The 26,232-nt window shown below is 59.4% G+C and carries 18 protein-coding genes and 2 pseudogenes; 11 read left to right on the forward strand and 9 right to left on the reverse strand.

Annotation, left to right across the window (positions count from 1 at the left end; genetic code table 11):
* Nucleotides 1–288: 288 nt before the first annotated feature.
* Nucleotides 289–504, forward strand: coding sequence for a hypothetical protein (locus VUN82_11355; protein ID XAS74377.1), 216 nt, complete (start codon nucleotides 289–291; stop codon nucleotides 502–504).
* 279 nt (nucleotides 505–783) lie between these two features.
* On the opposite strand, the gene VUN82_11360 is transcribed toward VUN82_11355, so the two are convergent.
* Together VUN82_11360 and VUN82_11365 are read right to left on the reverse strand one after the other, a co-directional pair.
* A complete protein-coding gene (locus VUN82_11360) occupies nucleotides 784–1,242 on the reverse strand; it encodes a MaoC family dehydratase (GenBank protein XAS74668.1) in 459 nt (152 codons plus the stop codon).
* A 5-nt stretch (nucleotides 1,243–1,247) separates the two neighbouring features.
* Complete coding sequence (locus VUN82_11365; GenBank protein ID XAS74378.1) at nucleotides 1,248–2,450, reverse strand: acetyl-CoA C-acyltransferase; 1,203 nt, start codon at nucleotides 2,448–2,450, stop codon at nucleotides 1,248–1,250.
* A 168-nt stretch (nucleotides 2,451–2,618) separates the two neighbouring features.
* Here VUN82_11365 and VUN82_11370 point away from each other — a divergent pair, with 168 nt between their 5' ends.
* From VUN82_11370 to VUN82_11385, 4 genes are all read left to right on the forward strand, one after another.
* The gene (locus VUN82_11370) at nucleotides 2,619–4,493 is read left to right on the forward strand and encodes an NAD(P)/FAD-dependent oxidoreductase (GenBank protein ID XAS74379.1); all 1,875 of its coding nucleotides are present in this window, start codon (nucleotides 2,619–2,621) and stop codon (nucleotides 4,491–4,493) included.
* A gap of 92 nt (nucleotides 4,494–4,585) precedes the next feature.
* Nucleotides 4,586–5,674 (forward strand): LLM class flavin-dependent oxidoreductase, encoded by a 1,089-nt coding sequence (locus VUN82_11375; GenBank protein ID XAS74380.1) that lies wholly within the window; start codon nucleotides 4,586–4,588, stop codon nucleotides 5,672–5,674.
* 502 nt (nucleotides 5,675–6,176) lie between these two features.
* The gene (locus tag VUN82_11380; GenBank protein XAS74669.1) at nucleotides 6,177–6,689 is read left to right on the forward strand and encodes a nuclear transport factor 2 family protein; all 513 of its coding nucleotides are present in this window, start codon (nucleotides 6,177–6,179) and stop codon (nucleotides 6,687–6,689) included.
* A 1,129-nt stretch (nucleotides 6,690–7,818) separates the two neighbouring features.
* The gene (locus tag VUN82_11385; protein XAS74381.1) at nucleotides 7,819–8,535 is read left to right on the forward strand and encodes an aspartate/glutamate racemase family protein; all 717 of its coding nucleotides are present in this window, start codon (nucleotides 7,819–7,821) and stop codon (nucleotides 8,533–8,535) included.
* A 344-nt stretch (nucleotides 8,536–8,879) separates the two neighbouring features.
* On the opposite strand, the gene VUN82_11390 is transcribed toward VUN82_11385, so the two are convergent.
* The 3 genes from VUN82_11390 to VUN82_11400 form a co-directional block, all read right to left on the reverse strand.
* Nucleotides 8,880–9,320 carry a hypothetical protein gene (locus tag VUN82_11390; protein XAS74382.1) on the reverse strand — a complete coding sequence of 147 codons (441 nt, stop codon included), beginning with the start codon at nucleotides 9,318–9,320 and terminating at the stop codon, nucleotides 8,880–8,882.
* A 143-nt stretch (nucleotides 9,321–9,463) separates the two neighbouring features.
* A complete protein-coding gene (locus VUN82_11395) occupies nucleotides 9,464–11,020 on the reverse strand; it encodes an aldehyde dehydrogenase (GenBank protein XAS74383.1) in 1,557 nt (518 codons plus the stop codon).
* Nucleotides 11,017–11,520 (reverse strand): hypothetical protein, encoded by a 504-nt coding sequence (locus VUN82_11400; GenBank protein XAS74384.1) that lies wholly within the window; start codon nucleotides 11,518–11,520, stop codon nucleotides 11,017–11,019. The genes VUN82_11395 and VUN82_11400 overlap by 4 nt, the downstream gene beginning before the upstream one ends.
* 445 nt (nucleotides 11,521–11,965) lie before the next feature.
* On the opposite strand from VUN82_11400, the gene VUN82_11405 reads away from it, so the two are divergent.
* Nucleotides 11,966–13,420 (forward strand): MFS transporter, encoded by a 1,455-nt coding sequence (locus tag VUN82_11405; GenBank protein ID XAS74385.1) that lies wholly within the window; start codon nucleotides 11,966–11,968, stop codon nucleotides 13,418–13,420.
* 733 nt (nucleotides 13,421–14,153) lie between these two features.
* Here VUN82_11405 and VUN82_11410 read toward each other — a convergent pair.
* The 4 genes and pseudogenes from VUN82_11410 to VUN82_11425 all read right to left on the reverse strand — a co-directional run bounded on the left by VUN82_11410 (nucleotide 14,154) and on the right by VUN82_11425 (nucleotide 19,967).
* Nucleotides 14,154–14,932: pseudogene (locus VUN82_11410) on the reverse strand (integrase core domain-containing protein).
* Nucleotides 14,933–15,745: 813 nt separating this feature from the next.
* A complete protein-coding gene (locus VUN82_11415; GenBank protein ID XAS74386.1) occupies nucleotides 15,746–17,107 on the reverse strand; it encodes an MmgE/PrpD family protein in 1,362 nt (453 codons plus the stop codon).
* A 353-nt stretch (nucleotides 17,108–17,460) separates the two neighbouring features.
* Nucleotides 17,461–18,006 (reverse strand): TetR family transcriptional regulator, encoded by a 546-nt coding sequence (locus tag VUN82_11420; GenBank protein XAS74387.1) that lies wholly within the window; start codon nucleotides 18,004–18,006, stop codon nucleotides 17,461–17,463.
* Complete coding sequence (locus VUN82_11425; protein ID XAS74388.1) at nucleotides 18,003–19,967, reverse strand: MFS transporter; 1,965 nt, start codon at nucleotides 19,965–19,967, stop codon at nucleotides 18,003–18,005. The genes VUN82_11420 and VUN82_11425 overlap by 4 nt, the downstream gene beginning before the upstream one ends.
* Nucleotides 19,968–20,399: 432 nt before the next feature.
* On the opposite strand from VUN82_11425, the gene VUN82_11430 reads away from it, so the two are divergent.
* The 5 genes and pseudogenes from VUN82_11430 (at nucleotide 20,400) to VUN82_11450 (ending at nucleotide 26,203) form a co-directional block, all read left to right on the forward strand.
* Entirely contained in the window at nucleotides 20,400–20,894 is a 495-nt protein-coding gene (locus tag VUN82_11430; protein ID XAS74389.1) for an NUDIX domain-containing protein, read from the forward strand.
* Nucleotides 20,895–20,938: 44 nt separating this feature from the next.
* Nucleotides 20,939–21,466 (forward strand): riboflavin kinase, encoded by a 528-nt coding sequence (locus VUN82_11435; protein ID XAS74390.1) that lies wholly within the window; start codon nucleotides 20,939–20,941, stop codon nucleotides 21,464–21,466.
* A 552-nt stretch (nucleotides 21,467–22,018) separates the two neighbouring features.
* Nucleotides 22,019–23,374 (forward strand): NtaA/DmoA family FMN-dependent monooxygenase, encoded by a 1,356-nt coding sequence (locus tag VUN82_11440; protein XAS74391.1) that lies wholly within the window; start codon nucleotides 22,019–22,021, stop codon nucleotides 23,372–23,374.
* Nucleotides 23,375–24,310: 936 nt separating this feature from the next.
* Nucleotides 24,311–24,471, forward strand: a pseudogene (locus VUN82_11445) (integrase core domain-containing protein).
* A 661-nt stretch (nucleotides 24,472–25,132) separates the two neighbouring features.
* Nucleotides 25,133–26,203 carry an extracellular solute-binding protein gene (locus VUN82_11450; GenBank protein XAS74392.1) on the forward strand — a complete coding sequence of 357 codons (1,071 nt, stop codon included), beginning with the start codon at nucleotides 25,133–25,135 and terminating at the stop codon, nucleotides 26,201–26,203.
* Nucleotides 26,204–26,232 lie beyond the last annotated feature (29 nt).

Below are 26,232 nucleotides of genomic sequence, written 5' to 3' on the forward strand. Positions count from 1 at the left end.
ACCATCGCGATGCTCGGTGAGCACGGGGTGGAGGCTCGGTCGTTGTCCAGATCTGGCGGACCCTCCGGCGCAGTGTTGATCACGACTGGTGAGCTCAGGCCCCGGCTGCTGCATACCAACATGAGGCTCGGTCCGACGCTCGTTGGCTTGTATGCCGCCACGACGCTGTATTTCCACGCCACAGACGCAAGGCGGATTGCGGGGCTCCCTGGGCGACGCGGTAGCGAACCTTGAGGCCATCCAGGGGTTCGACGCTCGCGAGTGGCTCCGGCCCCGAGCCACGGCAGCTTGCGAGAACAGATCGGCCGCATAGGAGTCGACCGGCAACTGCATCGGGCCGGGGAAGCCCTCAAGCCCGGCGCCTTGAACACTGACGAAGGCGAATCCGTCGGCTTTGGACTCGGGTTCGTCCATGACGTCGTAGCCGGGGCTGACGCTGGTCCAATGGACGATCAATTCGCCGTTGAACTCAGCTGGGTCGGCGGGCCGACGCACCCACGATAGGAGTGCGGTACGGCGTGGACTCGGGCTCCATCTTTGAGACAAACTCCCCCTGCCCGGGGCGTCGATGACGACGGCACGATCGGCCTTGCCCGCGATAAAGTACTCCTCCTGGACGTGCCCGACCGACGTGAGATCACGCCCGCTGGGCCCGAGCGCGTGGCCGCGAGAGCTGCCGGAGACAGGTCCAGAGATGGTGGTCGGGACGACGGGTCAACCCCAAAGCACCGATTTGGCTCGTTGGTCGTGATTGTTCCACTCTCGCTGACCCTGCCCGCGGGGTCAAAGAAGCAGGAGGATCACCTTTTCCGTGACGCAGGCTGGCTTGTCTTGCCCTTCGATCTCCACCGTGACTCGCGCCCGGAGACGGTGACCATGACTCGTCGGATCCAGGGCGACGATTTCGACGCCTCCGCGTAGACGGGAACCTACCGGGACGGGTGCGGGAAAGCGGATTCGCTCTGCACCGTAGTTGATCCGGGTTATCGATTCACTGATATCGACAATCTGTTCAATGAACATGGAAACGAGTGACAGCGTCAGGTACCCGTGCGCGATTGTAGATCCGAAGGGACCGGATGCTGCGCGGGCTGGATCGACGTGGATCCATTGATGATCGCCGGTCGCATCGGCGAAAACGTCGATGCGCTGCTGCGTAATGGTTATCCACGGTGAGAACCCGAGATGTTCACCGACGGCTTGGCTGATCTCATCGATGTTCGTGAAGTGGCGCCGTTCCATGACCGTCACGACACAACCTCGAACAGTCCTGCTGCTCCCATGCCACCACCGACACACATTGTGATGACAACTAGCCGCGCTCCACGGCGCCGTCCCTCCAACAGTGCGTGCCCGACCATCCGGGCACCTGACATGCCGTAGGGGTGACCAACGGCTATCGCACCTCCGTTTACATTGAGGAGCTCAGGATCAATGCCAAGTTCTTCGCGGCAGTACAGAGCCTGTGATGCGAAAGCCTCGTTCAGCTCCCAAAGGCCGATATCATCGATTTCGAGGGAGTGGCGTTTCAAGAGCTTTCGTACTGCGGGAACGGGCCCTATACCCATCTCCTCGGGACTGCATCCGGCGACTGCCATCCCCTTATATAGCCCCAGTGGTGTGAGTCCACGACGCTTGGCTTCGGATGCCTCCATCAGCACGGCTGCAGAAGCGCCATCGGAAAGCTGACTGGAGTTTCCGGCGGTCACGCTTGAAACGGCCGATGCCGTTCCATTTGGAAGCACGGGCGTTAGGCTGGAAAGCGCTTCTACCGTTGTGCCGGGGCGGTTTCCCTCATCCTTTTCGAGCAGCACTGAAACGCGTTGTTGAGTGCCGGTGTCTTTGTCCGTCACCACTTTCGTTGTGGTGAAGGGGACGATTTCATCATCGAATCGACCGGATGCCTGAGCTGCTGCTATCCGTTCCTGTGACATCAGCGCGAAGGCATCCTGGGCCTCCCGACTGACGCCATAACGTTCTGCGACGATTTCGGCGGTGTGGAGCATCGGCAGGTAGATGCCGGGTACGTTCTCGTTCAGCCACCCATCGCGAGCGCGGTAGAAGTTCTGCTTGTCGTTCTGCACGAGTGAAATCGACTCGACGCCGCCGCCGACGGTGATATGCATGCCATCTACAACGATCTGCTTCGCTGCTGTGGCGATTGCCATGAGCCCAGAGGCGCACTGGCGATCGATGCTCATCCCGGCCACCGTATCGGGGAGGCCGGCGCGGAGTGCTGCTTGCCTTCCGATATTCATCGAGGTTGTGCCCTCTTGCATGGCGGAGCCGAGGACGACATCTTCGATCTCGGCACCGTCGATCTGTGCGCGTGCTACGGCTTCCCGGATCGCATGTCCAGCGAGCTCCTGTGCCGAGGTGTCGTTGAACGCGCCTCGGTAAGCCTTGCCGATCGGTGTACGCGCTGTGCTAACGATTACTGCTTGCCTCATGCTTCGCCTTCCTTCTTTCGTGTTTCTTTGTCTTCTTGGATACGATACCATTAGTCTATGAATATGATTCCACAGAGTGGCGGTGCGGACGTTGAGGTTCGTGTCCGATGCCGTGGTGTTGGTGTCGGATTTGCCCTACGGAAAGTCAACAGGGAGCGGAGGTTCTGAATGAATTCGGAAAATGAGGGCGTTGTGCCGGAGGAAGAGCGGGATTCGCTTCGCGAGAAATATCGGGAAGAGCGGGACAAGCGGCTTCGTTCAGAGGGAACCGCACAGTATGTGAAGCTCGACACTGCTTCGGAGTATCTGCGTGATCCGTTCACCCCGCATGTGGAGCGTGAAGCGGTGCGGCGTGACGTCGACGTCCTGATTTTGGGTGGCGGGTTTGGTGGTTTGACCACGGCTGGGTTGCTGCGCAAGGCGGGGGACATGGAGCTGGCGATCATTGAGGACGCTGGCGACTTTGGTGGTGTGTGGTATTGGAACCGTTATCCGGGTGCGCGCTGCGACATCGAGTCCTCCATCTACCTTCCGCTTCTCGAGGAGGTGGGTTATATGCCCACGGAGCGGTACGCTCGTACCGACGAGATCTTCGGCTATGCCCGCAAGATGGGGCATCATTTCAATCTTTACAAAGATGCGCTGTTCCAGACCCGGATGACGGAGGCGCGGTGGGATGAGGAAAGTGAGCTGTGGCTGGTTGTCACTGATCGTGGCGATGAGATCAGTGCACGGTTTGTGGTGCTCGCATCCGGGGTGATGTTTAGTCGCCCTAAGCTTCCTGGCATTCCCGGGATCGAAACGTTCAAGGGACATTCGTTCCATACCAGTCGTTGGGATTACGAGTACACGGGCGGCAGCAACCTTGGGGGTATGACCGGGCTGGCTGATAAGCGGGTTGCGGTGATTGGCACCGGGGCAACTGCGATTCAAGTGGTGCCTCGGGTTGCGGCGGAAGCTAAGGAAATGGTGTTGATCCAGCGCACCCCGTCGATTGTTGATGCGCGGGGTAATCGGGCGACAGATCCCGAGTGGTGGTCGAGCTTGCCGCAGGGGTGGCAGGAGGATCGTCAGGCGAACTTCGACCTCGTGCTGGAGGGCAAGAGCCCGGACCGTAATCTGATCGATGATCAGTGGAAAGAGGTCTGGGGTCGTCCGGACGCAAGGGGGATGGCGCCAGAGGCTGTTGCCGACGCGATGGACGCGATCGACTTCGAGCAGATGGAGCGTATTCGCCATCGCATCGCGGAGATCGTGGAGGATTCCAAGACCGCCGCTGGTCTCATGCCGTACTACGGACGGTTCTGTAAGCGGCCGTGCTTCAGCGATGAGTATCTGCAGGCGTTCAACCAACCCAATGTCACCCTGGTTGATACCGATGGCCGCGGGCCGGATCGTATCTCAGAGAATGCCATCCATTTTGATGGAGTGGCGTATGAGGTGGATTGCATCGTCTATGCGACAGGGTTTGAGTCGTTCGCGACCTCGCCGTCGCAGTCGGGTCGCTACAACGTGATCGGGCGCGATGGTGTCACGCTGGATGAGAAGTTGGGTCGTAACGAGTACTACTCGCTCCACGGTCTCTACACCAATGGCTTCCCGAATATGTTCATGGTCGGAAACAGTCGCCAGTCCGCGCCGACGTTCAACATTCCCTTCCGAATGACGATTCAGGCCAGCCATGTGGTGGAGCTGATTACGACGTTGGTGGATTCGGGTGTCACGTCGATGGAAGTCAAACGCGAGGCGGAGTTGGCGTGGGATGCCCACATGGCCGAGTTGCGTCGGGGTGGTGCGGCCCTCGCGAAATCCGTGCTGGATTGCACGCCGGGTTATTACAACAACGAGGGCAACGTGACCGGCAACATTATTCCTGCGGTCGCGGCAGGATACCCCGGCGGCACGCTTGGGTTCTGCGAACAGGTTGACTCGTGGCGACACCGGGAGGGTTTCCGCGAGGACATGATCTTGAAAAGCCGGTCGCATGCTTCCGGAGCGCGTGATCTCGTCGACTCTTCGCTTCAACTTCAGAAAGGCATCTAATGAGGTATTACCCAGAAAGCGCCGATCCCGCCACCAGGCCCGGTCTCGAACATTGTGTCGAACGGGCTCTACCGAGCATCGACAATTCAGTCATGCTCGGTATCTTCCAACCGAACCAGTCGTTCCACGAATGGCCCACGCTCGCACCGAACCCCACTGAGTGGACCTACGAGTACAACCTGGCAACGGTCCTCGCCGCAGAGGAAGTCGGTATGAGCTTCGCGTTTCCTGCCGCCCGTTGGGCTGGATTGCCCGGCGACGACATCGTCTGGCGCGGCGCCAGCCTCGACACGATCACGTTAACCGCGGCATTGTTGGCGGCCACCACGAAAATTACACTCCTGACCACAATCCACACAAACCTACTCAATCCTGTTGTGGCTGCCAAGTATGGTGTCGGCCTGGACCACATCGGCGGCGGCCGTTGGGGTCTCAACGTGGTTAGCGGGTGGGGAGCACACGAATTCGCCGCTATGGGAGTTGAGCTGCTTGACCACAAGGAACGCTACGCATACACCCGGGAATGGTTGGACGTTGTTGAGATGCTGTGGCGCGATGGAGAGGCTACGCTTGACGGGAAGTACTTCAAGATCAACAAGGCTGCAGGTCGGCCGCGACCCTTGCAGGTTTCACCGTTGATTGTTAATGCCGGACAGTCCTACACCGGCATGCGCTTCTCGGCTGAGAACGTGGACTATATCTTCTGTTACGGAGACCTCGCAGAGAAGTTCCGCAAAGTTCGGGCCGAGGTCGGCAGCGAGTGTGGATTCATTGGCGCCAAGTCAGTGATTCTGGGCGCGACGACTGCCGCGGCCCAGGACCGTGCACGGCAAATCGTCGACCAAGCAGACCGGGGAGCATTGCGCAACATGCTAGTTGCCAGCGGTGCCGAATCGGTAGAGAGCGCAGAAGGACGCATGGTCTCTCGTGATGAGGTCGAGGAATATCTGCTCGGTGACGCGATTATCGCTAGCGCCGAAGATGCGGGCACACAGTTGGCAGATTGGGCTGCGACGAACGGGGTCGATGGGATTTGTCTGAACTTGTTCGACTACCTCGGTGATCTCCAGCTGATCGGTTCTGATACTATTCCGGCCTTCGAAGCACAACTTGCCAAGTACGGCAAAAATTTCCGCCGGCCCTCCGCGCTTGAGGCAGCCTCTGAATCGACGCCAGCCTGATCCGCCCGTTATAGGCGGCAAGCGACCGTGGCGTCGACAACCGACGACTGGTCTTGGCTAGCGCAATTCGGTCATGGAGCACGGAATCGCGCCATGGCCACCACGTCGCTCGTGTGTTGGCCTCCTATGGCTATCCCATTCAGGTGGGAATCGCAGCCGCGTTACTTACCGTAGGAGACCATCACGCGGGGGTGCCGGAGAACAGACCGCGGGATGGCTTCGAGCTTTGTGGCAGAGCGAAGGCCGGCCCGGGAACTGATCGAAGGGTTCGGTCACCCACACCACGTTCCCGGCAACCAGGTCAAATACTCCGGTGCTCTGATCCAAGCGGGTTCCTAATCAAGCCGGGAACGGCATGCTCGGTTACGCGAGGCACTGACTCCCCAATGCTGGTCGACGCACCCAATCGTTAGAAGGAGGCCTTATCATCATGCTTGACGTTAGCCGTGTGAATTTCAGCCCGGAAGTTGAAAAAGGGTCGGAGTTGCTGCATCTGCAGCGAATGGTCGACCTACAGGCGATTCGGCAGCTGGCTGAGGCGTACCCGATTCTCGTCGATAGCCACGACCTGAACGCCTTAATAGGTCTATTTGCGGATGACGCCGTTTTCCTGCGAGCTGGAGCTGCGTACTCAGGTCGTAGAGAGTTGCGCGAGTTTTTCGGACAGATAATGAGCACGTACTCTCTGACCGCACACAGTGTTCATCAGCATCTTTTGGACCTGAGGCCCGGTGCGAGGACCGCGCTCGGAATCCAGATGGGCCATGGTGAAGTTGCCATCGACGGGCAGCGCATGGTCGCCGCGTACCGCTACGACGACGAGTATTGCCGGGTCGACGACCGATGGTTGTTCCAACGCAGACACATGCGATACGAGTACTACACCTCTCATGAGGAGTTGGCCCTGAGTCTTGAGGGCCGTCAGCGAGTGCGTGTTCCCGGAGCGGCACCGCGTGATGCGGAAATTCCGGAGGAACTGCCGTCGTACCAAAGCCGCACCCTACGACGAGTCTGATGATCCTTCCAAACTGAGGTAACGACGCTGAAGCCCATTGAGCGAGTCAGCGCGATGCTTCTCAATACCGGCCGGCGCCCGGTCTTGACCCGTGGCAGCTGTGTTGTGCAGAGGCGGACCCGGTTCGCCTGGCGTAACGTCCCCACCGAACCCATCGTCCTGGTTTGGTCCAGTGTGGGAGTGGACGGCGGACTGAGTTACCTGCGCCAGCGCTGGTCGATGAGGCTCTCCTGGACGCGCCATAAACCATTGCGCGCACACCGCTTTCGGTCGTCGAAGCACGCGCATACTCATGCGCGATGGGGGAGACCTCTCTCGATGTAGAATGGGCCTTGCACTTGGCTAGGACCTTGGTCTCGCACTCGCCAGGTCCTCGCCCAGGTAGAACAACACCGAGCCGTCCGCCGTGATTCGAACGTGAATGGTCCGGGGCAGGTAGCGCTCCCCGAGCGGTCGCCGCGAATCCCCCCGAACTCGCACGCCAGTTTGGATCCAGCCGCGCCGTCATTAGGCGGAAGACCTTGCCGTGGTCAAGGGTGTCGTGATGACCCACTGTTGCCAGGATGCCAGTTTTGGGGAGCCTGCGGGTGACCGTGCCATTTAGGCCCTGTGTACTCGCATGGTTGAAGATCGTGCCACTCTCCAACCCGGGCTCTTTTGCGCCACCCACCACCGCGTCGTAAATTGCCGGGTAATCAGTCGACACTTTTTGCGGTCCGGATCTCCGACCCTGAAATAGCCACCACATCCGTAAGCGTCCCACGGACGTCGACCGAGAACATCACCGGAGCGCCTCCAGTTCGTCGGGGAGGAACTCAATTGGACCGATAGCTTCCTCTTCTGTCGATCAACCTCGTTGAGGCATTCCTGGCACCGCGTCGTTAGAAATCACCCACCTTCGGAGGTCGCTGGATAACGCCGGATGCCTGCACTTTGACAGTGCGAACACTCAGAGTCGATGGGTTAGCGCATCTGCTCCCCGGTCAAACTCCACGGCTCGGATAATGCGCCATTGCACGGGCGCTCTCTGTCCATGCTTCCGGTGAAGCTTATGGCGGATATCGTCGCACAAACTCGGGAATTTTGGTATCGATTCCAGTAGCGGGCTAGACAAGCTTGGTTTCGTATCTTGGAACGAGTCAAGCAGGCCGAGCAGGATGGCTTTGACGCCGCGTTTCCGGGCGTCTGCTACGGTGAGTTCTACCTGCAAGAGGCGCGTCAGGCGGTCAAAATACCGGTCATAGGGCCAGCGGAATCAGCGATGATAATGGCACAACTTATCGGCGCCAGATTCGGCGTGGTGACACTAGCTACTGAAGACTACTTTACTCAGGGACCGGTTTATGGTCACAACGCGGTGGAGCAAAACCTGCGCCTTCTCGGCTGGGAAAATCGCGCAATTAGCAGACCAGTGCGTCCGCTTACAGCTCCCTTGGGACCACTCCTGGTTGAGGCGTACAATGGCCGACCAGAGCGGTTGATTGAGGTGTTCGAGGCCAAAGCTCTGCAGTGCGTACGCGATGGTGCAGATGTCGTGATTTGCGGTTGCATGCCCTACGGAACAGCTTTGTCCAAAGTTGGTTACAACGAGGTGACTGGTACCGGGGTGCCAGTAATAACGCCGTTGCCTGCAATGATTAAGATGGCAGAATCGTTGGTCGACCTACAGCGCAGCGTGGGAATGGCGAAGTCGGAAGCAGTTGTCAGTCCTTATCGGAGCACCCCGGATAAGGTACTTGAGGATCTAGCCGTGCGGGGAATCGGGATACCGCAGGTTCGGCAGTCAGGCCAGTCATTCGCTAACGCGTACACTCCAGATGGTTCCCGGGACGCCATGACTGTCTAGCGACTGAATGGCGTTCGGGCGAAGGCGATGGTGCACTGTCGATTCACTGAAGTAAGAGTTCAACGGTGAGTTCGGCCATTGCTTCGATCTTTTGATACACCGTAGTTTGGCCAAGCGAAGCCCATCCTGAAATCGGGATCGTCGTAGCAACTATCCAAAGATCCCCGGGAACATGGATTGCATTTGGTCAGGCGGAGTCGTCCCTTGGGCGTCAGGAGCGAGTTAGCGTGGGACGCTGAAGACCTCCTTGTGGTTCGGACTGTAGACAAGCCCTACTCCACTCGGAGGTCTTCTTTTTGTCACCTAACCACGCCCCATGTTCCTAACCTCTGTGGTTCATAAATTTAGGCGCCGACAACCTCGGGCTGGGGTGCTTCCTCACCCGTCTCCAGGACCGTGATCAGTTCAGACCACAGCATATCCATGTACTCATCGCCGAGTTCCACCGCCCATGAATCCGGAGCGATGTCAGTGATCCACTCGAACCGGCAGCGACCGTCGCCGGTGTCGAAGACCCGCATGGACCCGTGGTGATAGGTGGCTTTCCAGAACGACGATTCGAGCACCGTGTAAGAAGCGTACCTGTGCTCAGGATCGATCGTGATGTTCAGTTCCGGCTGCTCAAGGCCTCCACCGCGGGAGATGACGGTTCGCACAGGACCTTCGATGCGATTCTCTTCGATGAAGCTGAACACGCGGATGTCGGCCCGCATGAAGCGGTCGACGATTTCCCAGGCGGCATCCGGAGAGACGCTGAGGTTTGCTGCTTTCAAGAAAATTGCCAAGAGTGGCCCTTTCGAATGGTCCGCTGAGGCGGAAATTGATCTGATTTGTAAAGTATTGGCTGGGCACGGACAGGGCAGCGGGTGGCTGGGCCGGGGTCCTGCCACTCTGCCGCCCGTTTCCGTCTTGTTCCGGAAGGATATCGTTACGCTTCTGGGCTTCCCGGTCCGTCACCGCGGCGCACCCCGTTGGTCACCGCGTCCGGCAGCTGCTTGCCCGGGTCCATCGAGATCGTCCGGCTGTGCAGGTACTCGTCCACGGCCGTCGGGCCGTGTTCGCGTCCTATCCCTGACTTGCCATACCCACCGAACGGCGAACCCAGATCGGCCGTGACGGTGTTGACGGAGAACGTGCCTGTTCGGATGCGCCGTGCCACCTCGAAGCCGTGGGCATCGTCGGCGGTGAACACCGATCCCGCGAGTCCGTAGGGGGTCTCGTTCGCGATGCGGATGGCGTCTTCCTCTCCCTCGTGCGGGATGAGGACGGCGACGGGGCCGAAGACCTCTTCGCGGGCGATTTTCATGTCGTTGTGAGCGTTGGTGATCAGTGTGGGCTCGTAGTACCAACCCGCGGACATGCCGGCGGGGCGACGGCCGCCTGCAGCCACGGTGGCTCCTTCACGACGTGCCTCCTCGACGAAGAACTCGACACGATCGCGCTGCCTGGAGGTTACGAGCGGGCCGACCACCGTGTCCGGGTCCATAGGGTCGCCGATCTTGAGGGACGAGAACGCCTGCGCGAGCGCCTCGGCGTATGCGTCGTACTGCTCGGCCGGCACGATGAACCGGGTCCGCGCAACACAGTGCTGTCCCGAGTTGGCGCCGACGCTGCCATCGACCAGCGCGGGTACAACGTCCTCCAGCCGCGCGTCGTCCAGAACGATTGCTGCAGACTTGCCGCCGAGCTCCAGGAGGACCGGCCGCACCAGAGCACCACAGGCTGCGGCGATTTTGGCACCGACCGCATCCGATCCGGTGAAGCTGACCATGTCGACGCCGGGGTGCTCGACCAAGTACGCCGACTCGGCCGGCTCGGCCGCAACGATGTTCACGACGCCGGGCGGCAGACCTGCTTCCTCGAAGATCTCCCCATAGACGAACGTGGCAAGCGGGGTGGGCTCAGGGACCTTGATCACCACAGTGCAGCCCGCGATCAGTGCTGGCGCCAGCTTCTGTCCGATCGCCGGAATCGCGAAGTTGTAGGCGGGGAACGACGCCACCACGCCAATGGGCTCACGCACGACGAGGCTGTTGCCGGCCATCGGGACCGTGGGGCCACCTGCTGATCCTCCGGTGAAGCTCGTCAGATCACTGATCCGGATTTCCTCGAGCTCCAGAATGCGCCCCACCTCGGCGTAGTAGTTAAAGCTCATCACGGGCGCTACCGTCATGTAGTACTGCGAGAGGAGCATGGAACAACCCAGCTCTTCGGAGATCAGGGGCGCCAGTTCATGCTGACGCTTCTCGATGCCAGTGGCGATGCGAGTGAGGTAGCCCGCGCGCTCGGCAGGACTCATCCGAGGCCACGGGCCGTCGTCGAAGGCCCGGCGCGCTGCAGCGACCGCGCCGTCGATGTCTTGCTGCGAGGCGGCAGGGACACGTCCGACGAGCTCCTCTGAGCGTGGCGAGATCACGTCGAAGCTGCGGTCTGACTTTGCGGCGCGCCAGGCGCCGTCGATGAAGAAGGAATCGTGCTCGATCATATGGATCTGTTACCTTTCTTGACACTGTTGCCGGCGTCGACAGGCAGCGCGACGCCGGTGATGAACTTGGCGTCCGCCGACCAGCACGCGACGGGGTCCGACACATCGTTGGACTCGATCCGCTGCAGGTCCGGCAGCGCGTTGAGGGGAGCGACCGCACCGCGCGCATCGTCGACCTCGGGGTTGTCAATGTGCGGCGGGACCATGTCGCACAGCGCCTGGTACATGATCAGCGGGAGGTTGACATTGTGTACTTGCCCGAGTCCGCATACGTCCCCTATCCCGGACACGATATGGCGGCCTAGGCAACCAACGCACCGCACCGTCTCCTTGAGGCCGGACTTTGTTGCCGGGTCGTATTTTACTGTCGCGACGTCTTCGCAGCAGATGTCGAGAGGGATGATGTCAGCACCTACTGCGTCAATGCTGATGGCGTGCGAACGCCGTTGACTGCGAGCAGCTCCCGTCACAAATGCGACGCTGCTCTTGGGCAAACCCATGCCTGTTACCTCAGCCCTGTCTCATCATTCGCGTCAGGGCCCGCAATGCGAACCATTCCTTGAAGCACTGCGAACAAGTCACCCACCAGTTACCATGGAATCGAATTCATAGAATCGTAACCTGACGCTCGCGCGCAAGCAAGTGTCCGAGTTGACTGATTGCAATGAGGCAACAGGATGTCAGGGCGACCGCCTGGCGCCATAAGACGTGAGATCGATGCTCACGGGGGTATTGCGCTAAAGCACAAGTCTTGACTACGATGCCAAAGACGCAAGACGGTTTACCAGTATCTGCGTCACGCCAGGCTTGGAAGTGTAGGCGCCCAGAAGCCCATTGCTCCATTAAGCACTCAAATCGCACGCGCAGGGAGCTCGCTTCGTTGCGCCGCTGACTCAAAAATGATGACTCCAGAGATTACTGGGTCCAAAACACAGGTGGTCAAAGATGACACAATCTCTATCGGCCGAGGCTCGTACCGGCCGATTCACTTCGTTAGTTGCACTAGTCTGGCTCGGCGGCGTAGGCGTAGACATCCAGTGGGGCACCCTGCCTCCGCTGGTTGGGGTAATAGCGGCATCGTCCGGCCTGTCGGGGTCGGAAATCGGCTGGGTCTTTAACTCAATGATGGTCGGCAGTGCCATCTCTGTCGGCCTCACTGCACGTATGGGCGACATCTATGGGCATCGCAAGGTCCTTATTGCACTGAGCTTCCTAGCACTGCTGGGATGCGCCGTGGCTGCAACAGGCGATGGTTTTTGGCCTCTCGTTGCAGGCCGGTTCCTCTTAGGCTTTGCTGTTACCCTCCCTCTGAGCTGGGGGCTCCTGCGCCCACGGGCTACCGCGCGTCAGATCCGAATTGTCTCGTTAGGACTCTCATTCGTGATGGCGATCTTTACACCGACCGCACTCGTTGTCGGAGGCTTTGTCGTTGAATTGGGATTGCCGTGGCAGAGCGTTTTCTGGGTGAGTTTCGCCCTGTACGCTGTGCTGCTGGTACTTGCCCTTGCCTCATCTGAAACGCCCGCTGCCTCCCGTTATGTCGGTCGCCTGAACTGGTTCGCTTCGCTGGGGCTCGGCATTTGGGTCACTGCACTGTTGGTCGGAATCAGCGAGGGACCAGCCCTGGGCTGGAGTTCACCCATCGTGGTCGGCTCGTTTGGCGTGAGCGCCGTGACGTTGACCGTCTGGTCGATTCAGCAGCGGCGCAGCCCGGACCCCCTGATGTCGTTCCGCAACATGGACCGACGTCAGGCCATCATCGGATATTCCGGGATCTTCTTGATAAGCGTGGTCGGGGTGAGCATTTTTGTCGCGCTGCCGGCTATGTTGCAGACCCCGACGTCGTCAGGGTACGGCCATGGCCTGTCTGCCCTGGACTCTACGTATGTGCTGCTCGCTATCATTCCCGGCTCCGCGCTGGGATACCTCTGGACTCGATGGGGACTCAACCGGCTGGGTCCGAAGATCGTTCTGGTCATATCCGGAACCGCCTCGATTGGTGTCTTTCTCGGTTTCACAGTTGCTAACGGCCCGGTTTGGATGTCCTGGGTGTGGGTCTTCGGCTATGCCCTCGCAACCCTGAGCTGCTTGACCACCGGGTACTCGCTCGTCGCGGCCGCCGGCCGCCAGGACAACATGGCGGTGACCATTGGCATGCAAAGCATTATCCAGTACGTCTCGGGGACGATACCTACCGCAATTGTGTTGAATGTACTAGTACCCGGTGCTGGTGGATTCGTTCCTAAGGAAACATTTGATGGCATCTTTATTGGGGCCGCCCTGGTTGTCGTCGTGTTTGTCCTCATTTGGGCCGTCCTTGCCCCGAAGCGCCTCACAGATCGCCACGCAATCGACACTGAAAGCGATCCCACGAAAGTCAGGATTGCCAGTCACTCGTAAGACCAAGTGCAGTGGCGGAGTGCAGAGACATCACCGCGTTTCACGAGCCAACCTGTGGTGCAGTTAGAAGGCGCGGAGGATGTCTTCCAACCCCAAAAGAGCGTACGAGGACACCCGGTTAAGGAGACAACAACGACCATGTTCAGAAGGCGATTTCCTCTTGTCCCTGAAAAGGCTACTGACTCCGGCATTCTCGTACCCAGGATCAACTTCACAACATTCATAGGCACCCTCAGCCCTGATACTCCGTTTGGCCTCGCTAGGGAGATCGATCTGCTGTGACGGAGAGCAAGCGAAACCCAACGGGGTATCCCGTGAAGTCATACGCCGCTGATGTCCTGGATACTCCGCCGGAGCTTGGCGTAACGCAGGAAGAATACCCCCTGCATTTCAGGGAGTGGCAACCGGACGAATTGGAAAAGCATCCCCTGTTGATATGGACAGGACTGGCCCCCGGAGACATCGTGTCACTTCGCGCTAATAACGCTCAGAGCTACGTTGGAATGGTGGAATCCAAGACAAATGACGGGCTGGTGATTTGGATGAGGGACGAAATAAACGAGCGGAGGCTCTTCCACTTTCAGGACTGCCGGTCCGTACAGATGTTGCGTTAGTTGGCGCTGATATGTACTGCTGGGCAAACAGTCAAAGTTATTCTTCCGATGTATGAGGTGATTCCCCCTGATTGGGAGAAAGAAAGCGTCCGGCTAAGCTCCCGTTAGCTGTCCAACGTCTATGCGATAGCCAACAGATTTTCCTGCGTCCAGTTTTCCCAGTATCGTTTCGGCGTCATGCCGTCTAAGGATCCGCGGGGCCGTTCATGATTGTAGATAGCTTTCATTCCTCGGCCAAATATGTCGCTTCGGCTATGGTGTCCATGATTTCTCCGGTGAGCCGTTCCTTCTGAATTGGGCGCTGAAGGATTCGATGAAGCCCTTCTGCCAGGGTGATCCGGGGTCGATGAACGCGGTATCGACCCCGGCCGTGCTGCACCAGTCAATCCTGCCGCTGCAGTGAATTCCAGCCCCGTTGTCGCAGCGGACGTAGTTCGGTGGGGTGCGGATTTCAGCGATGATGTCCTCCAGCCCCGCGCGGGATGCTTGCCGACCTCGGCGCTCAGGTCGGCACGCAACTGGGCCTCCTGGAAGCCCATGTGGGGTTTCTTCTTCCGGAACGCGGACCGGTCTTGGCCGATAACTCCGCACGCTGAGCGCTCGGATGCCCGGAACTTCTCCACTGCCATGCGCACGGCACGGCTGCGGGCTGCGGGGCTCAGAATTTTCCCTTCGCCACCTCGTTGAGGATGTCGACGACCAGCTACCTCTCCGCCAGATCCTTCGTCGCCTTGAGGCCTCGGCGTTCTTCTCAGTACTGGTTCAGCCAGCGGTACGAAGTCGCCTCGGTGATCTGCAGTTCCTTGATGACCTCGACCATCGGACGTCCGTCATTGAGCATTTTCTGGCCCTGCCGGACCTTGGCGATGACCTGCTCGGGAGAGTGTCTGCGTGCCATGATTCGTGAAATTCCTCCTGCGTTCATTCTCGGACACGAAAACTCGCACGAACACTGGACTTCCATCTGAGGACCCGACCAGAGTCATCCAGCATCCGCGGGACGTAGCCTGGTACGGCATCACTCACAACGACCCCTAAACCATGGGAACATGCATTAGATGCTACGACGAGTATTGTCGAGTGGACGACCGATGGTTATTCCAACGCAGACACATGCGATACGAGTACTACACTTCCCATGAGGAGTTGGCCCTGAGCCTTGAGGGGCGCCAGCGAGTACGTGTTCCCGGGCGGTACCGGCGTGATGCGGAAATTCCGGAGGAATTGCCGTCGCACCAAGCCGCGAAAGCCGATCGGGACAGAGGGCCTGAGGGTCCATCCAACTCCATTCACGACCCTTATCGAGCTAACCTGGGCGATGCTTCAAAGGACCCTGCACGCTGAGGGGGGGCAGCCTGAAGGAACGTCGCAACGGGTACGAGGCAGTGCTCGCTCAGTTACGAATTCCCGATGTTGGCCGATCGGGCGCTGACCGAACCCAGCCACAGCGATGGACATGCTGCGGAAATCGGACAGTTTTTATAATGCGGTGACAACATCGGCTGCCACCCGGACGGCCTCTATCAAGGCTCGTTGTTGCTGTTCCGGAATGTTGATTAGACATATCCGTCCCAGCAGTACCACCGGCCGTTCTCCTAATTACCTGGCAGTCCAAATCCACACAAACCTCGAAGGGCCACGTTTTCTGCCAGCGTTCCGAATCAACGCGAGGTGCAAAGTCTCGCCGCAGCCGCGAAGCCACACGAGCGTGCTACTGAAGTTTGAACAAGTGTCCGATCGTACAGTCTGGATCGAGGCGTTCAATGCGAGCCACCAGGTCCCGTGCCGCCGGCCTGCCAATTACTGGACTTGAGAGCGAGATGAATTTGCTCTCCAGAGCCTTCCACTCAGCAGGCAGCCCTGCACTAGGAGTGGGCTCAAAAACATCAACTTCGGCTTCTAAAACATCCCCGTTCAGAAGAGTGATCTGGACTCGCGTCGGGGCGGTCATCGGTCTGTCAGCATCCGGACACACGGTGACTAGCTCGCGCAGGGCGACCAGTCGGGCGTCGTGCACGCTTTCGTCTGAAAATCCAGCTGGACCGGTATCCAGACCTGCGAGTGCAACACTGGCTGCATGCCGCACACTGAACTTGCCCTCTAATCCCGAAGCAGGCTCGCTGATGCAGCAGATGTCGGTCACCTTCTCTGGCACGAACAGTCGAACACTGGCGACATCGTCCTCGGCGAACGCATGTTGTGCGCGCAGCTGAGCAACTCCATTGATGGACGAGTGAGTTCCGTGACAGCTGGCATGCCGCTTGAAGAGGATTGACTCGATGGCTAAGCGGTCGCCCATGATCGCCTGTGGACGAGACGGGTCGAAGGTGGTGCTGTGGGTCCAGGCGAACCCTTGACGTCCTTCAATTCCGTCCGTCGGTGCGGTGAATCCCTTCGCGGCCAACTGCGCAGCGAGCATGCCGTTCGAAGCCGCTTTCGCGGCATTCAGATGTTTCCCCATTGTCCCAAAGGTTCGCCGGAGGCCGGCTGCCTGAGTTGCCGCGAGAGTATAGGCCTGCTCAAAACCGTGAACACCGAGATCGAGGAGATGAGAGCAAGCGCCCGCAGCGCCGAATGTGCCGTATATCCCTGTGCCGTGAAAGCCACTCTCGTAGGCAGATGGGCCGGTTGCGAGCGCGATGCGAGCCTGCCCCTGCAAGCCCGCGACGATTGCTGCCACGACCTGTCCGGCTGATGATTGACGTGTTTCGCCCAGTGCTACCGCTGCTGAGACCACCGCCGCTGACGGGTGGCCGTCGGTCCAAAGGCTCGAGTCGTCAAAGTCCAACGCATGTGCAGCGATAGCATTGGCCATTGCCGCCTCGCGTGGTGAACTGCGCAGGTTCGTTCCTATAATGCTCGCGACGGGGCGTGACTCGGTTTCAGACGCAATCGCTTGCGCTATGCGCCCGGCCGGTTCAACGGAGCCGGCTATTACGACTCCTAACCAGTCGAGTAACACGTGGCGCACTCTCGTCAAAGCGTGCGGTGGCAGGTCTGCGTAGCTGATTGCGGCAACTTCATTGGCAACCTGTTTGGTGAAGCCCTCAGCGGTTGTCTCATCTGTTCGCATGAAGGAATTCGATCAAACATGCGTCACATAGTCAAGCATTCTTGGCATCGTATTCACATTAACCCGTCTCCGTCTGGGATGGGGGTGATGTCTACTCCGGCCAGGCAGGTGCCATCGGTAGGCTCATGGTCTTCCATTGGCAGTCGGTGCCGGTCACGGTGGAGTGATGGAGGCGGGGCTTGATCTCGGAACTGATGCGGTAGGACCGTCCCAGTGGATGACGATGCGCGATGAGGCAAGAATTTCGACGGGTCGCTGGAAACGGACTGGTTGTGGTAACGGTCGAGTGGGCGGTGACTCTCACAGTGGTCTTCTCGCCGCCGTCGGCGGTGGTCAGTTTTCGAATGCAGCGCTCAGGTTGCTGACGGGCAGGCGTCGATCTGGGCTTGAACAATTGCATCATAGTGTTCAACCAGATCATCAAAAGTCAAGGTGTCAAACAGGCCCAGGGTTCGGACGCTCTCACCCAATCCGATCATTAAGGCAGTCACTGTTGCTGCGAAGCGACGATCGGCTGAGCCATCGCCGATAAGATACGAAATGGCGGCCAGATACCGTTTACACGTGTCTGCGCGGGCAGAGCCGGGGTGGGGGGAGTCCCGCACTGCGAAGGAAATATTGGCCCAGTGCTCCTGCAAGCCACGTTCGCGGCGGCTGAGCACCCGGAACACCAGAGTTCTTCCGAGCTCTGACCTCGGGACGTCCAGTTCGGCGAGCAGCGACTCGTCCGGTTGCACGGCGGCATAAAGTTTTTCCTTGGAGATGAACACTTTCATGACCAAAGCTGCAGAAACTCCGGCTTCTGCAGCAATTTCACGGACGGTGACGTCACCGTATCCGCGTTCCCGGAAAAGGTGTGATGCCGCGAGGAGGATCGCGTCGCGGCTCGGGCCGCTCACGCCCCTACCGGGTCTTCCGAGCTTTGCTTCATAGCTGGCGCGGTGAAGTCCAGGGTGACCGAACGGTTGTCCACCGCTAGCTTTTGCGCCATCGCCTGCTCCGTCTGCAGTTGGAGCATGGTCACGACGTAGCGGCCCGCGGGGGGCAGCGGAAAGGCGTACCCGCCGTCTTCGTCCGTCCGGGTGGTGGCAATATAGCCGCCGCCGGCCTCGAGCAGGGTCACCACCGTTCCGGAAATCGCGTGACCGCCCGCGCTTGCTGTGCCGCTGATCATTAGCCGGTTCCGAAGTCGGAAGTTGTGCTCCAGGGTATGCGCGTCGACTTCGAAGAGCTCGGCTATCGGCGTCCAGCCGGCCGTGTTGGCTACCATGAGGTACTTTCCAGCGCCAGGCAGGGCCACAGAGTAGTTTCCCTCCGCATCCACGCGGCTCCAATCCACCGGCTCCCCGCCAGGATGGAGGACCGTAACTACGGCGGGGGTAAGGGATGTCCCGTCAGGGGCCAGGACACGTCCTTGGACAACGAGCTCGCCAACAGCGCCAATAGGGACGGAAGCTCCCTGAATGGCAGCAGGGTGTGGGATGAAGACCGCCGCAAGTATGGAGGCTCCCGAGGCGAGGGCGGCCATCCAAAACAAGTCCTTGAACGCATCGAAGATGGGAAAGCGTTCGGCTCCGATCGACATTGTGAGAGAGGTGAGAACGGCGGCAACCGCAGCGCTGGACGTCGAGGTACCGATGGATCGGACCAGGCTGTTCAACCCGTTCGCGGAGGCAGTTTCTGTGATGGGCACCGCAGCCATGATCAGGGTTGGCATGGAAGCAAAGGCGATGGCCGTGCCCACGCTCACCACGGTGGAACCGATGATCACCCAGGCTATGGAATCGTAGAAAAAGACGCGGCCCACATAGCCAACAATCATGACGACTGCCCCGGACATCAGCGCTATCTTCCCGCCGAAGGCCCGGATGATCCGCCCGGAAATGGGTGCGAACGACACCATTGCAAGCCCGGACGGGACCATGCACAAGCCGGCGCCGATTGCGCTCAACTCGAAACCGTAGCCGGTGGAGGCTGGCAGCTGCAGCTGCTGCGTGGTGAGGAGCATGTTGGTGAACATGGCGAAAGCGATGAGCAATGACGCGATGTTGGTCATCAGCACCGGGCGGCGAAGCGACGTCCGCAGATCCACCATTGGCTTGCTGACCCTAAGTTCATACGGAACCCAAACGGAAAAAAGCATTGCGGCAGCAGTGAATAGCAGGAGAACCGGCTCCGAGCCCCAGCCCCAGGAACCGCCCTTTGATAAAGCCAACAACAAGGCAGCCAAAGCCGCGGACAGTACCAACGCCCCAGCAAAGTCAAAACGGCCTGGGGTGCGGACCTTGGACTCAGGGACCATCAGGACCACGGCAAAGAACAGCAAGGTGCCGGCGCCGGCGGTCACCCAGAATATGGAAGCCCAACCGAGACTCTCATACAGCACCCCGGCAAGGGGCAGACCCAGCGCACTGCCGATTCCCATGGTTGCGCTCATCAACGCGACTGCCGTACCTATCTTCTCCTTAGTCAGCTCATCGCGCATGATGCTGATGCCTACAGGAATGAGGGCCGTGGCGAACCCTTGTAGAGTCCGCCCGATAATCAGCCACACAAATGAACCGCCAACGGCGGCCAACACCGAACCTGACACCATGATGGCCAGGCACACAACCATCATCTTGCGCTTGCCGTACATATCCGCGGTCCGCCCGACGATCGGAGTTGCACCGGCGCTGGCGAGCAGGGTGGATGTCACCAGCCAGGACGCGTCGTCTGCGCTGATACCCAGGGCTCCGGTAAAGTCCGGAAGGAGTGGAATGACCAAAGTTTGCATCAGCGCAACGACGATGCCACTGAGGGCGAGGACTGTCGTGATGGCTGAGGAGGATGGGTGTCTCGGTGTCAAGGGGTGCGGCATCTGTCGCTTTCGACTGTGGCGGGTTCTACCATCGCTGGTGAACGTGCGTTCACTTTCACCAGAGGATCCTGATTCACCCGCAAGAATCAAGGTCTTTTCTGTTCGCATTGTCACGGCTTCTGCCCAGCCTGCTCGGATCGCAAGGGAAGTCGTGCGTAAATCTCACTTTCCGCGCTCAGAGAGCCCCACCATAGCGGCGTCGAAGTTCTCTTCGTGGTATCGCGTTCAACCGCTATAATGGTATCGTATTCAACAACGGTTGGGTGATGCCGTTGTCCCAGCAAAGACCGCGCCGCTCGGTTGAGCAGGGGCGACGACGGGGCGGCCTTCATGGATGCGGGGCATCACTGTGGATTGACCGCCCGGCCTCCTCGGAAGCGGCGACCGCTGGATGGTGCACACCGGAAGAACGAGGGGTGTTGTGAGGAGAAAATGAGCACGATCAACCGATCCCCTGGCGTCAGGTTGTCCTCTGAGGCGACACCTGCCATCCCCAGGGACCGTATCATCATCGCTGCCGTCGTCGAGTGGCGTGGCAGGATTGCCATGTTCCGAAGGAGCCGCAGTCTGGGCCATGACAGCGGCCGTTGGCACTGCATCACGGGATTTGTCGAAGCTGGGGCAACACCTGAACAGCAGGCCCTGGAAGAGCTGTTTGAAGAAACAGGCTTGCAGGCCAAAGACCTCCTCGATCTTCGGCAGGGGCCGGACCTGGTGATCGCTGACGGTTCGGGAACCCCGTGGCTTGTCCACACGTTCACTGCGCTCACCTCCCGGCGCCGGTTGAAAATCGATTGGGAACACGATTCCTACCGGTGGACCACCCCACAGAAGGCCAAGCGCTTCGCTAACCGAGTCGGCTGGCTCGACAACGTGCTCGCCGCCACCGGTCACTACCCCCTCGCCATCCCGACACCTCAACCATGAGACCGCGACATGATCCCAAACCTGCTGGATCAGCGGGTGAGCCAATGAATGCCGCGACCCAAGCCAACGCACCCGCCGGTATCAGTCGAACAGAGCCTGACGCTCAAACTTCCGGTCGGGTCCGCCTTGAAGGGGTGGTTGGCCATGGAGACGCCCGGGGCCGAGAGCTCGGTTATCCCACCGCCAACATCTCCGTGCCGGACGGGGAAATCCGGGACGGCGTCTGGGCAGGCACCGTCAGCCTTGGTCAGGGAGGGTATGATGAAACCTACGCTGCCGCTGTCTCTGTGGGTCGGCGCCCGACCTACTACCGCAGAGGAACACGACTGCTGGAAGCCCACCTTCTGGACTACAACGGGGACCTTTACGGGCGCATCGTTCAGGTGATTCTGCACGAATACATCCGCCCCCAACGACGATTCCATGGAACCGATGAACTCGCAGCACAGATCCGCGACGACGTGGCCCGTGTGCGTTTCTGGGTCAACGGCGTCGGCCAGGAATTTTGGACGCGAGACACCAAGCGGGAAACCGCACTTGCCACATCGAGTCAAGGATCTCCAGCTCACTGAGTACTTCGCAGCAGTGGCGGTTGACGGCTCACCGCGGGTCGTCACTGCTGCTCTGCCGCCGGAAGAAGTATGAAACCTATTCAAGTAACGGTCCGCAAGCACGACGCATGGAGTCTGCTGATCAACGCCTGGGTGGAAATCCGATGCTACGGCAGCGTCATAAGAACGGGCTTTGTCGAACATGTGATGCCCGACTCCTCCGCACTTTGGATTGCTGCGAACGCCAATCGGTTCAACGGTGGTGAGTGTGGGCACGGCTACCGCCTTTGCTTCCATGCCAGCGCGCGATCCGTTCCCTCGCCACGAGCACTCCTATTTGGTCCGGAATGAAGTCAATTGGATTCGTCTTCAAATCTCGATTGACATCGTATCCAACAACCATATAGCGTTCAGTGGCATGATGATTATGAGGGGGCCGGGCTTCGCTGGCTCAGTAGGTAGCGCAATGATGACCCTCGAGATGGAGGCAAACGAACTGGCCGGCAGTCATCGAGACTCGGCAGGCGATACATACCGACACGGCACAGCTCGGGTTCCTGTAGAGGTGCTGGCATGAATTCCAAGCAGATGATTCTTGGTATGGAGTTCGGCAACGCATCGGGGACGCAGCCCGGCGCGTGGCGTATGCCCGGGGTGGATCCGCTTGAATACCTGGACTATGACTTCCGAGTCAGTTGTGCGCAGGCGGCGGAGCGGGGAAAGATTCATTTCCTCTTCTTCCCCAATGGACCTTTCCATGTGATTGACATCGAACGGGGCGCACCTCAGATGACACCGGATCCGACGGTCCACATGGCTATTTTGGCACGGGAGACTGAGCGCATCGGCTTTGTCGTAACTGCGTCGACGTTGTACAACCATCCGTACACACTCGCAGCGCAGCTAAAGACGTTGGACTTCATCAGTCGTGGGCGCGCAGCCTGGAACACAGTAGCCTCCGGTGGCCCTGACGTCGCCGCGAACTACGGGGCTCCGATGACTCCAAGCGAGGACCGTTATGCGCGGGCACGGGAGAGTATCGAGCTGGTTCAGTCCTTGTGGGCGAGTTGGGGCCGAGACGCATGGGTGCACGACCAGGAGTCGGGGCAGTACACGAAGCCGGGCGGCGTCGCGTCGGTAAGCTTCGAGGGCAACTACGTCAATTCGCAGGGTCCACTTTACGTTCCGCCTTCGGAGCAGGGTCAGCCCGTGATCGTGCAGTCTGGTATGGGCGAGAACTCGTTTGAGCTCGCTGGACGGTATGCGGATGTGGCAATTACGGTTGCGACGTCGATCGAGGAGGCGCGGTATAACCGTGACACTATCCGCCGGTATGCAGCCGAAGCGGGGCGCGATTCGGATGAGGTGAAAGTCGTAGCCGGGCTCAAGACCACGATTGATATCGACAAGCGTCATGCACTCGATCGGGCTGCGTTGCTGGTGGCGTCAAGTTTGCCGACCTGGGTTCCGCAACTTGGCGAGATCCTCGGGGTGCCGATGACGATGGATGATCTTGATCGGGTCCTCCAGCCCTCGGAACTTGGTCCGACGCCCCGTTCGAGCACAGGCGTAGACCCAAGGGGTTGGCGCCTGGCAGGGCGGGCGCATGCCCTCGCCAGAGAGGGGTGGAGTGTGCGGGACATCCTCGCCCACGGTGTTTTCGATCGGCACCCCTCCTCGATAGGAACGCCTGCCGATGCTGCCGATCATATGCAGGAATGGTTTGAATCCGGTGCTGTTGATGGGTTCTGGATTTGTGTCGATGTGTATCGAGATGGAATCGACGCGTTTGTCGATCAGGTCGTGCCAATCTTGCAGGAGCGCGGACTGTTCCACCATGACTACGAAGGGACTACTCTTCGCGAAAACCTCGGCGTCCGCGAGCAGTATGGCCCGGATTTCCGGGTCGCGCAAACCGCAAAACCCTGACCAGCCAACCGGCTACTTTCTCAACCCTGGGCATCTTCAAGGCGGCCGCCTGATTGCCTTCGACGGCTCGAAGCCCGGACGAGACAGTTGTTGGAGCACTTCGAGATGTTGGCCAAGGAAAATGCTCAGGTCGGTACGGTTGTTGGGTGCGTCGCTGGACGTCGTCTGGGTGGACGGTCAATTATGCTTGTCGGGCGCGGCGCAGTTTCTCGACCCCGCCTCGCCCCGATGGGCGAGGCGTTCGTGGTCGACTACGTCACCGCCACTCCTCAAGACGTGCGCTTGGCTTCATGTGTCGACGTCGGGGTTCTATCTTTGCCTCACCCCTCCGCAGTCAGCCACAGCAGCCCGCCGGCAGGTGCCGACGGCCAAGGTGTTGTTTTCTTCGCCGCGCCAGACTGGACGATAGGGGTATCGGAGGATCCATGCTGATCTGATCGATGAGTGGTACCGAGTGCTCGGCCGCACTGTAGCGCGAGATCATGCGTAGAGAAGGCGTCATTTCCTGCCAGCCAAGACCGTTTCGGGTGCCACCGAAGCTGGCGGCGCCGCAGCAGCGACCATGCCGGACCTGGTCGAGCCGAACTTCACGGCCGACCAGCCCCGGGTCAAGTTCGCCGGCGACATTACTAAAATCCATACGTGGCAGGGTTCTGTGTGTCTGCGACGGTGATCGACTGCAAACCCAAGAAAGTGGTGGGCTAGCCGATCGATGATCACATGCCTACCGAGCCCATTGCTGACGCGTTGACGAACAATGCTGCGATCACTCTGAACGAACCAACGGCAATCTTCCATTCCGATTATGCCGAGGAATCGGTTCAGCCGAGATTGTCGCGTTTAGCCTTTTTGATTCGGGGATCTGGGGGCCTGTTCCTCAGCTGGATATTTCTGTTTTGCGTGTCTGGTATCCATGCTCCAAATGGAAGGACAAAGCGATGGATACGGCAGTCCATGGGAGCCACCGGAGTGTGCTGGGACAACGCGGTGGCCGAGTCGGCGTTCTCATCCCTGAAAAACGATTTCTACCACCACCACAGCTTCACAACCCGCCAGGAGGCCCGGCGTGGAGTGAATACATCGAAGTGTTCTACAACCTCTGGCGACCCGGCAACAATGACAGCCTGCCGGTGGCCACCGCGATGACGGCTCTAATGCCCATCGCGCAACCACTTGCGGCGGTTTCCTGACCCAAATGAAACTCCGCGACTGTCCCACATCCTTCGCACACCTCAGCAGGCGAAGACAGGCTCTGCGATGGATTCACCCACGCGGTGCCCTTCCCCTTCTCGCACGTTGTCTGAGACGAGGAGCCGGGCCTGAGACGGGGCTGAACCGCTCGTAGCGGCCCGTCGTGGAGACCGTCAGGATCCGGCATGTCACCGCGATGGAGATGGGGCCGTCGTCGAGCTCGTAGACCAGCCGGACCCATATTTTGCGAAAACGTCCATGCGAGAGTGACACGCGTACCGAGTTCCCTATCAGCATCACGCTGGACAGGCTTCTCGCGTTCAGACTCGTGCAAACAGCTTCAGCCAGAGACTCCCTGACCGCCGTATCGAGGCGTCAGGAAGGTCGTTGAAATCGTATCCCAGCCACGATTGACATCGTATCCAAAATTCGGCTATGGTCTATTCAGTCGTGTGATGTGGATTACTTTCCGCGTTGTTGTTGCCTGGAATCCTGGGTCATGTGGATTCGAGTTCAATTGTGTGTAGACAGAGGAGATTAGCTGTGCGTAGACAGAAGAGAATGAGTATGCGGTGGTTCTTTATTGCCGTGTGTGGGTTGATGATGCTGACTGCGTGCGGTTCTGGGGGTGCCGGTTCGGCGGTCAAGCCCGATTCAGGTCCGAGCACGGTATCGGCTAAGACTTTGGACGAGGCGGAGTGGTCGAAGGTCGTGGATTCAGCGAACAAGGAGGGTCAGGTTACGGTCTATGGCGTGCTGAATGCGAAACTGGTGACAATACTGCCGGAGGCGTTCCATAAGGCCTATCCCGACATCACGGTGAAGTATGTGCGTTTGAGTCCGGCTGATATCGAGGCACGTCTGAATGCCGAGATTGCTTCTGGAAATGCCACCGGGGACGTGTTCGACAATCTGGCTAATAATGTGGTCGACAAGATGGCTGATACGGGCAAGTTAGTGCCGTTGGCTTTACCGGAATTGGCGAACCCTGAGTTTGACCGGAAAGTGAACCAGCGGACCCCCTATTCGGCTTACATTAGTCAGACACCGTATGCGTGGGCCTGGAATACCAAGTTGCTTCCGGAGGGCATTCACTCATGGGGAGACTTCTTGAAGCTTAAGTCGTCGTTGTTGGGTGTAACAGACCCTTCGATTGGCCCGGCGGTGGTCGGTTTGTATCAAGCGATGGAGCAGCCTCAAACGGGCGGGGAGGGTTTCCTCGACAAGTTGTTCTCTCAGGGCAAACCACAGATTTACGCCGGCTCAAATCCGCAGGTAGCGGCTTTGGGGGCAGGCGAAGTTGCGGCGTTGCTCCCAGTCCCGTTGGCGAACGTTCTCGCCGCGAAAGATGGTGGTGCGCCGGTCGACTTCTCGCTCTACGACGGTTCTTACACCATCCCTGCCGAGGTGGGGGTGCTTGAGGGGAGTCCGCATCCGAACGCGGCGCAGGTGTATGCCAACTGGCTGTTGTCCGAGGACGGTCAAAAGGCGCTGGCTGCGGGCGGAATCCAGCCCATCGTGAAGTCGGTACCGCCGCGGTATGACAGTAAGGGAATTGAGTTCGTCATGGATAAGCCGCTACCCCCGAAGGACTTCACTGCCTTCCAGCAGCGCTGGGCCAAAATGCTGGCTAAGTAAGTAACTGTTTCGAAGCCCACGCTATTTGA

It is taken from the genome of Micrococcaceae bacterium Sec5.1 (assembly GCA_039636795.1).
Classification (GTDB): domain Bacteria; phylum Actinomycetota; class Actinomycetes; order Actinomycetales; family Micrococcaceae; genus Arthrobacter.

Coding starts and splice junctions, on each gene's coding strand:
- VUN82_11360 (XAS74668.1), bottom strand. CDS start 1,242: ATGGAACGGCGCCACTTCACGAACATCGATGAGATCAGCCAAGCCGTC.
- VUN82_11365 (XAS74378.1), bottom strand. CDS start 2,450: ATGAGGCAAGCAGTAATCGTTAGCACAGCGCGTACACCGATCGGCAAG.
- VUN82_11370 (XAS74379.1), top strand. CDS start 2,619: ATGAATTCGGAAAATGAGGGCGTTGTGCCGGAGGAAGAGCGGGATTCG.
- VUN82_11375 (XAS74380.1), top strand. CDS start 4,586: ATGCTCGGTATCTTCCAACCGAACCAGTCGTTCCACGAATGGCCCACG.
- VUN82_11380 (XAS74669.1), top strand. CDS start 6,177: ATGGTCGACCTACAGGCGATTCGGCAGCTGGCTGAGGCGTACCCGATT.
- VUN82_11395 (XAS74383.1), bottom strand. CDS start 11,020: ATGATCGAGCACGATTCCTTCTTCATCGACGGCGCCTGGCGCGCCGCA.
- VUN82_11400 (XAS74384.1), bottom strand. CDS start 11,520: ATGGGTTTGCCCAAGAGCAGCGTCGCATTTGTGACGGGAGCTGCTCGC.
- VUN82_11405 (XAS74385.1), top strand. CDS start 11,966: ATGACACAATCTCTATCGGCCGAGGCTCGTACCGGCCGATTCACTTCG.
- VUN82_11415 (XAS74386.1), bottom strand. CDS start 17,107: ATGCGAACAGATGAGACAACCGCTGAGGGCTTCACCAAACAGGTTGCC.
- VUN82_11425 (XAS74388.1), bottom strand. CDS start 19,967: ATGCCGCACCCCTTGACACCGAGACACCCATCCTCCTCAGCCATCACG.
- VUN82_11430 (XAS74389.1), top strand. CDS start 20,400: ATGAGCACGATCAACCGATCCCCTGGCGTCAGGTTGTCCTCTGAGGCG.
- VUN82_11435 (XAS74390.1), top strand. CDS start 20,939: ATGAATGCCGCGACCCAAGCCAACGCACCCGCCGGTATCAGTCGAACA.
- VUN82_11440 (XAS74391.1), top strand. CDS start 22,019: ATGAATTCCAAGCAGATGATTCTTGGTATGGAGTTCGGCAACGCATCG.
- VUN82_11450 (XAS74392.1), top strand. CDS start 25,133: ATGCGGTGGTTCTTTATTGCCGTGTGTGGGTTGATGATGCTGACTGCG.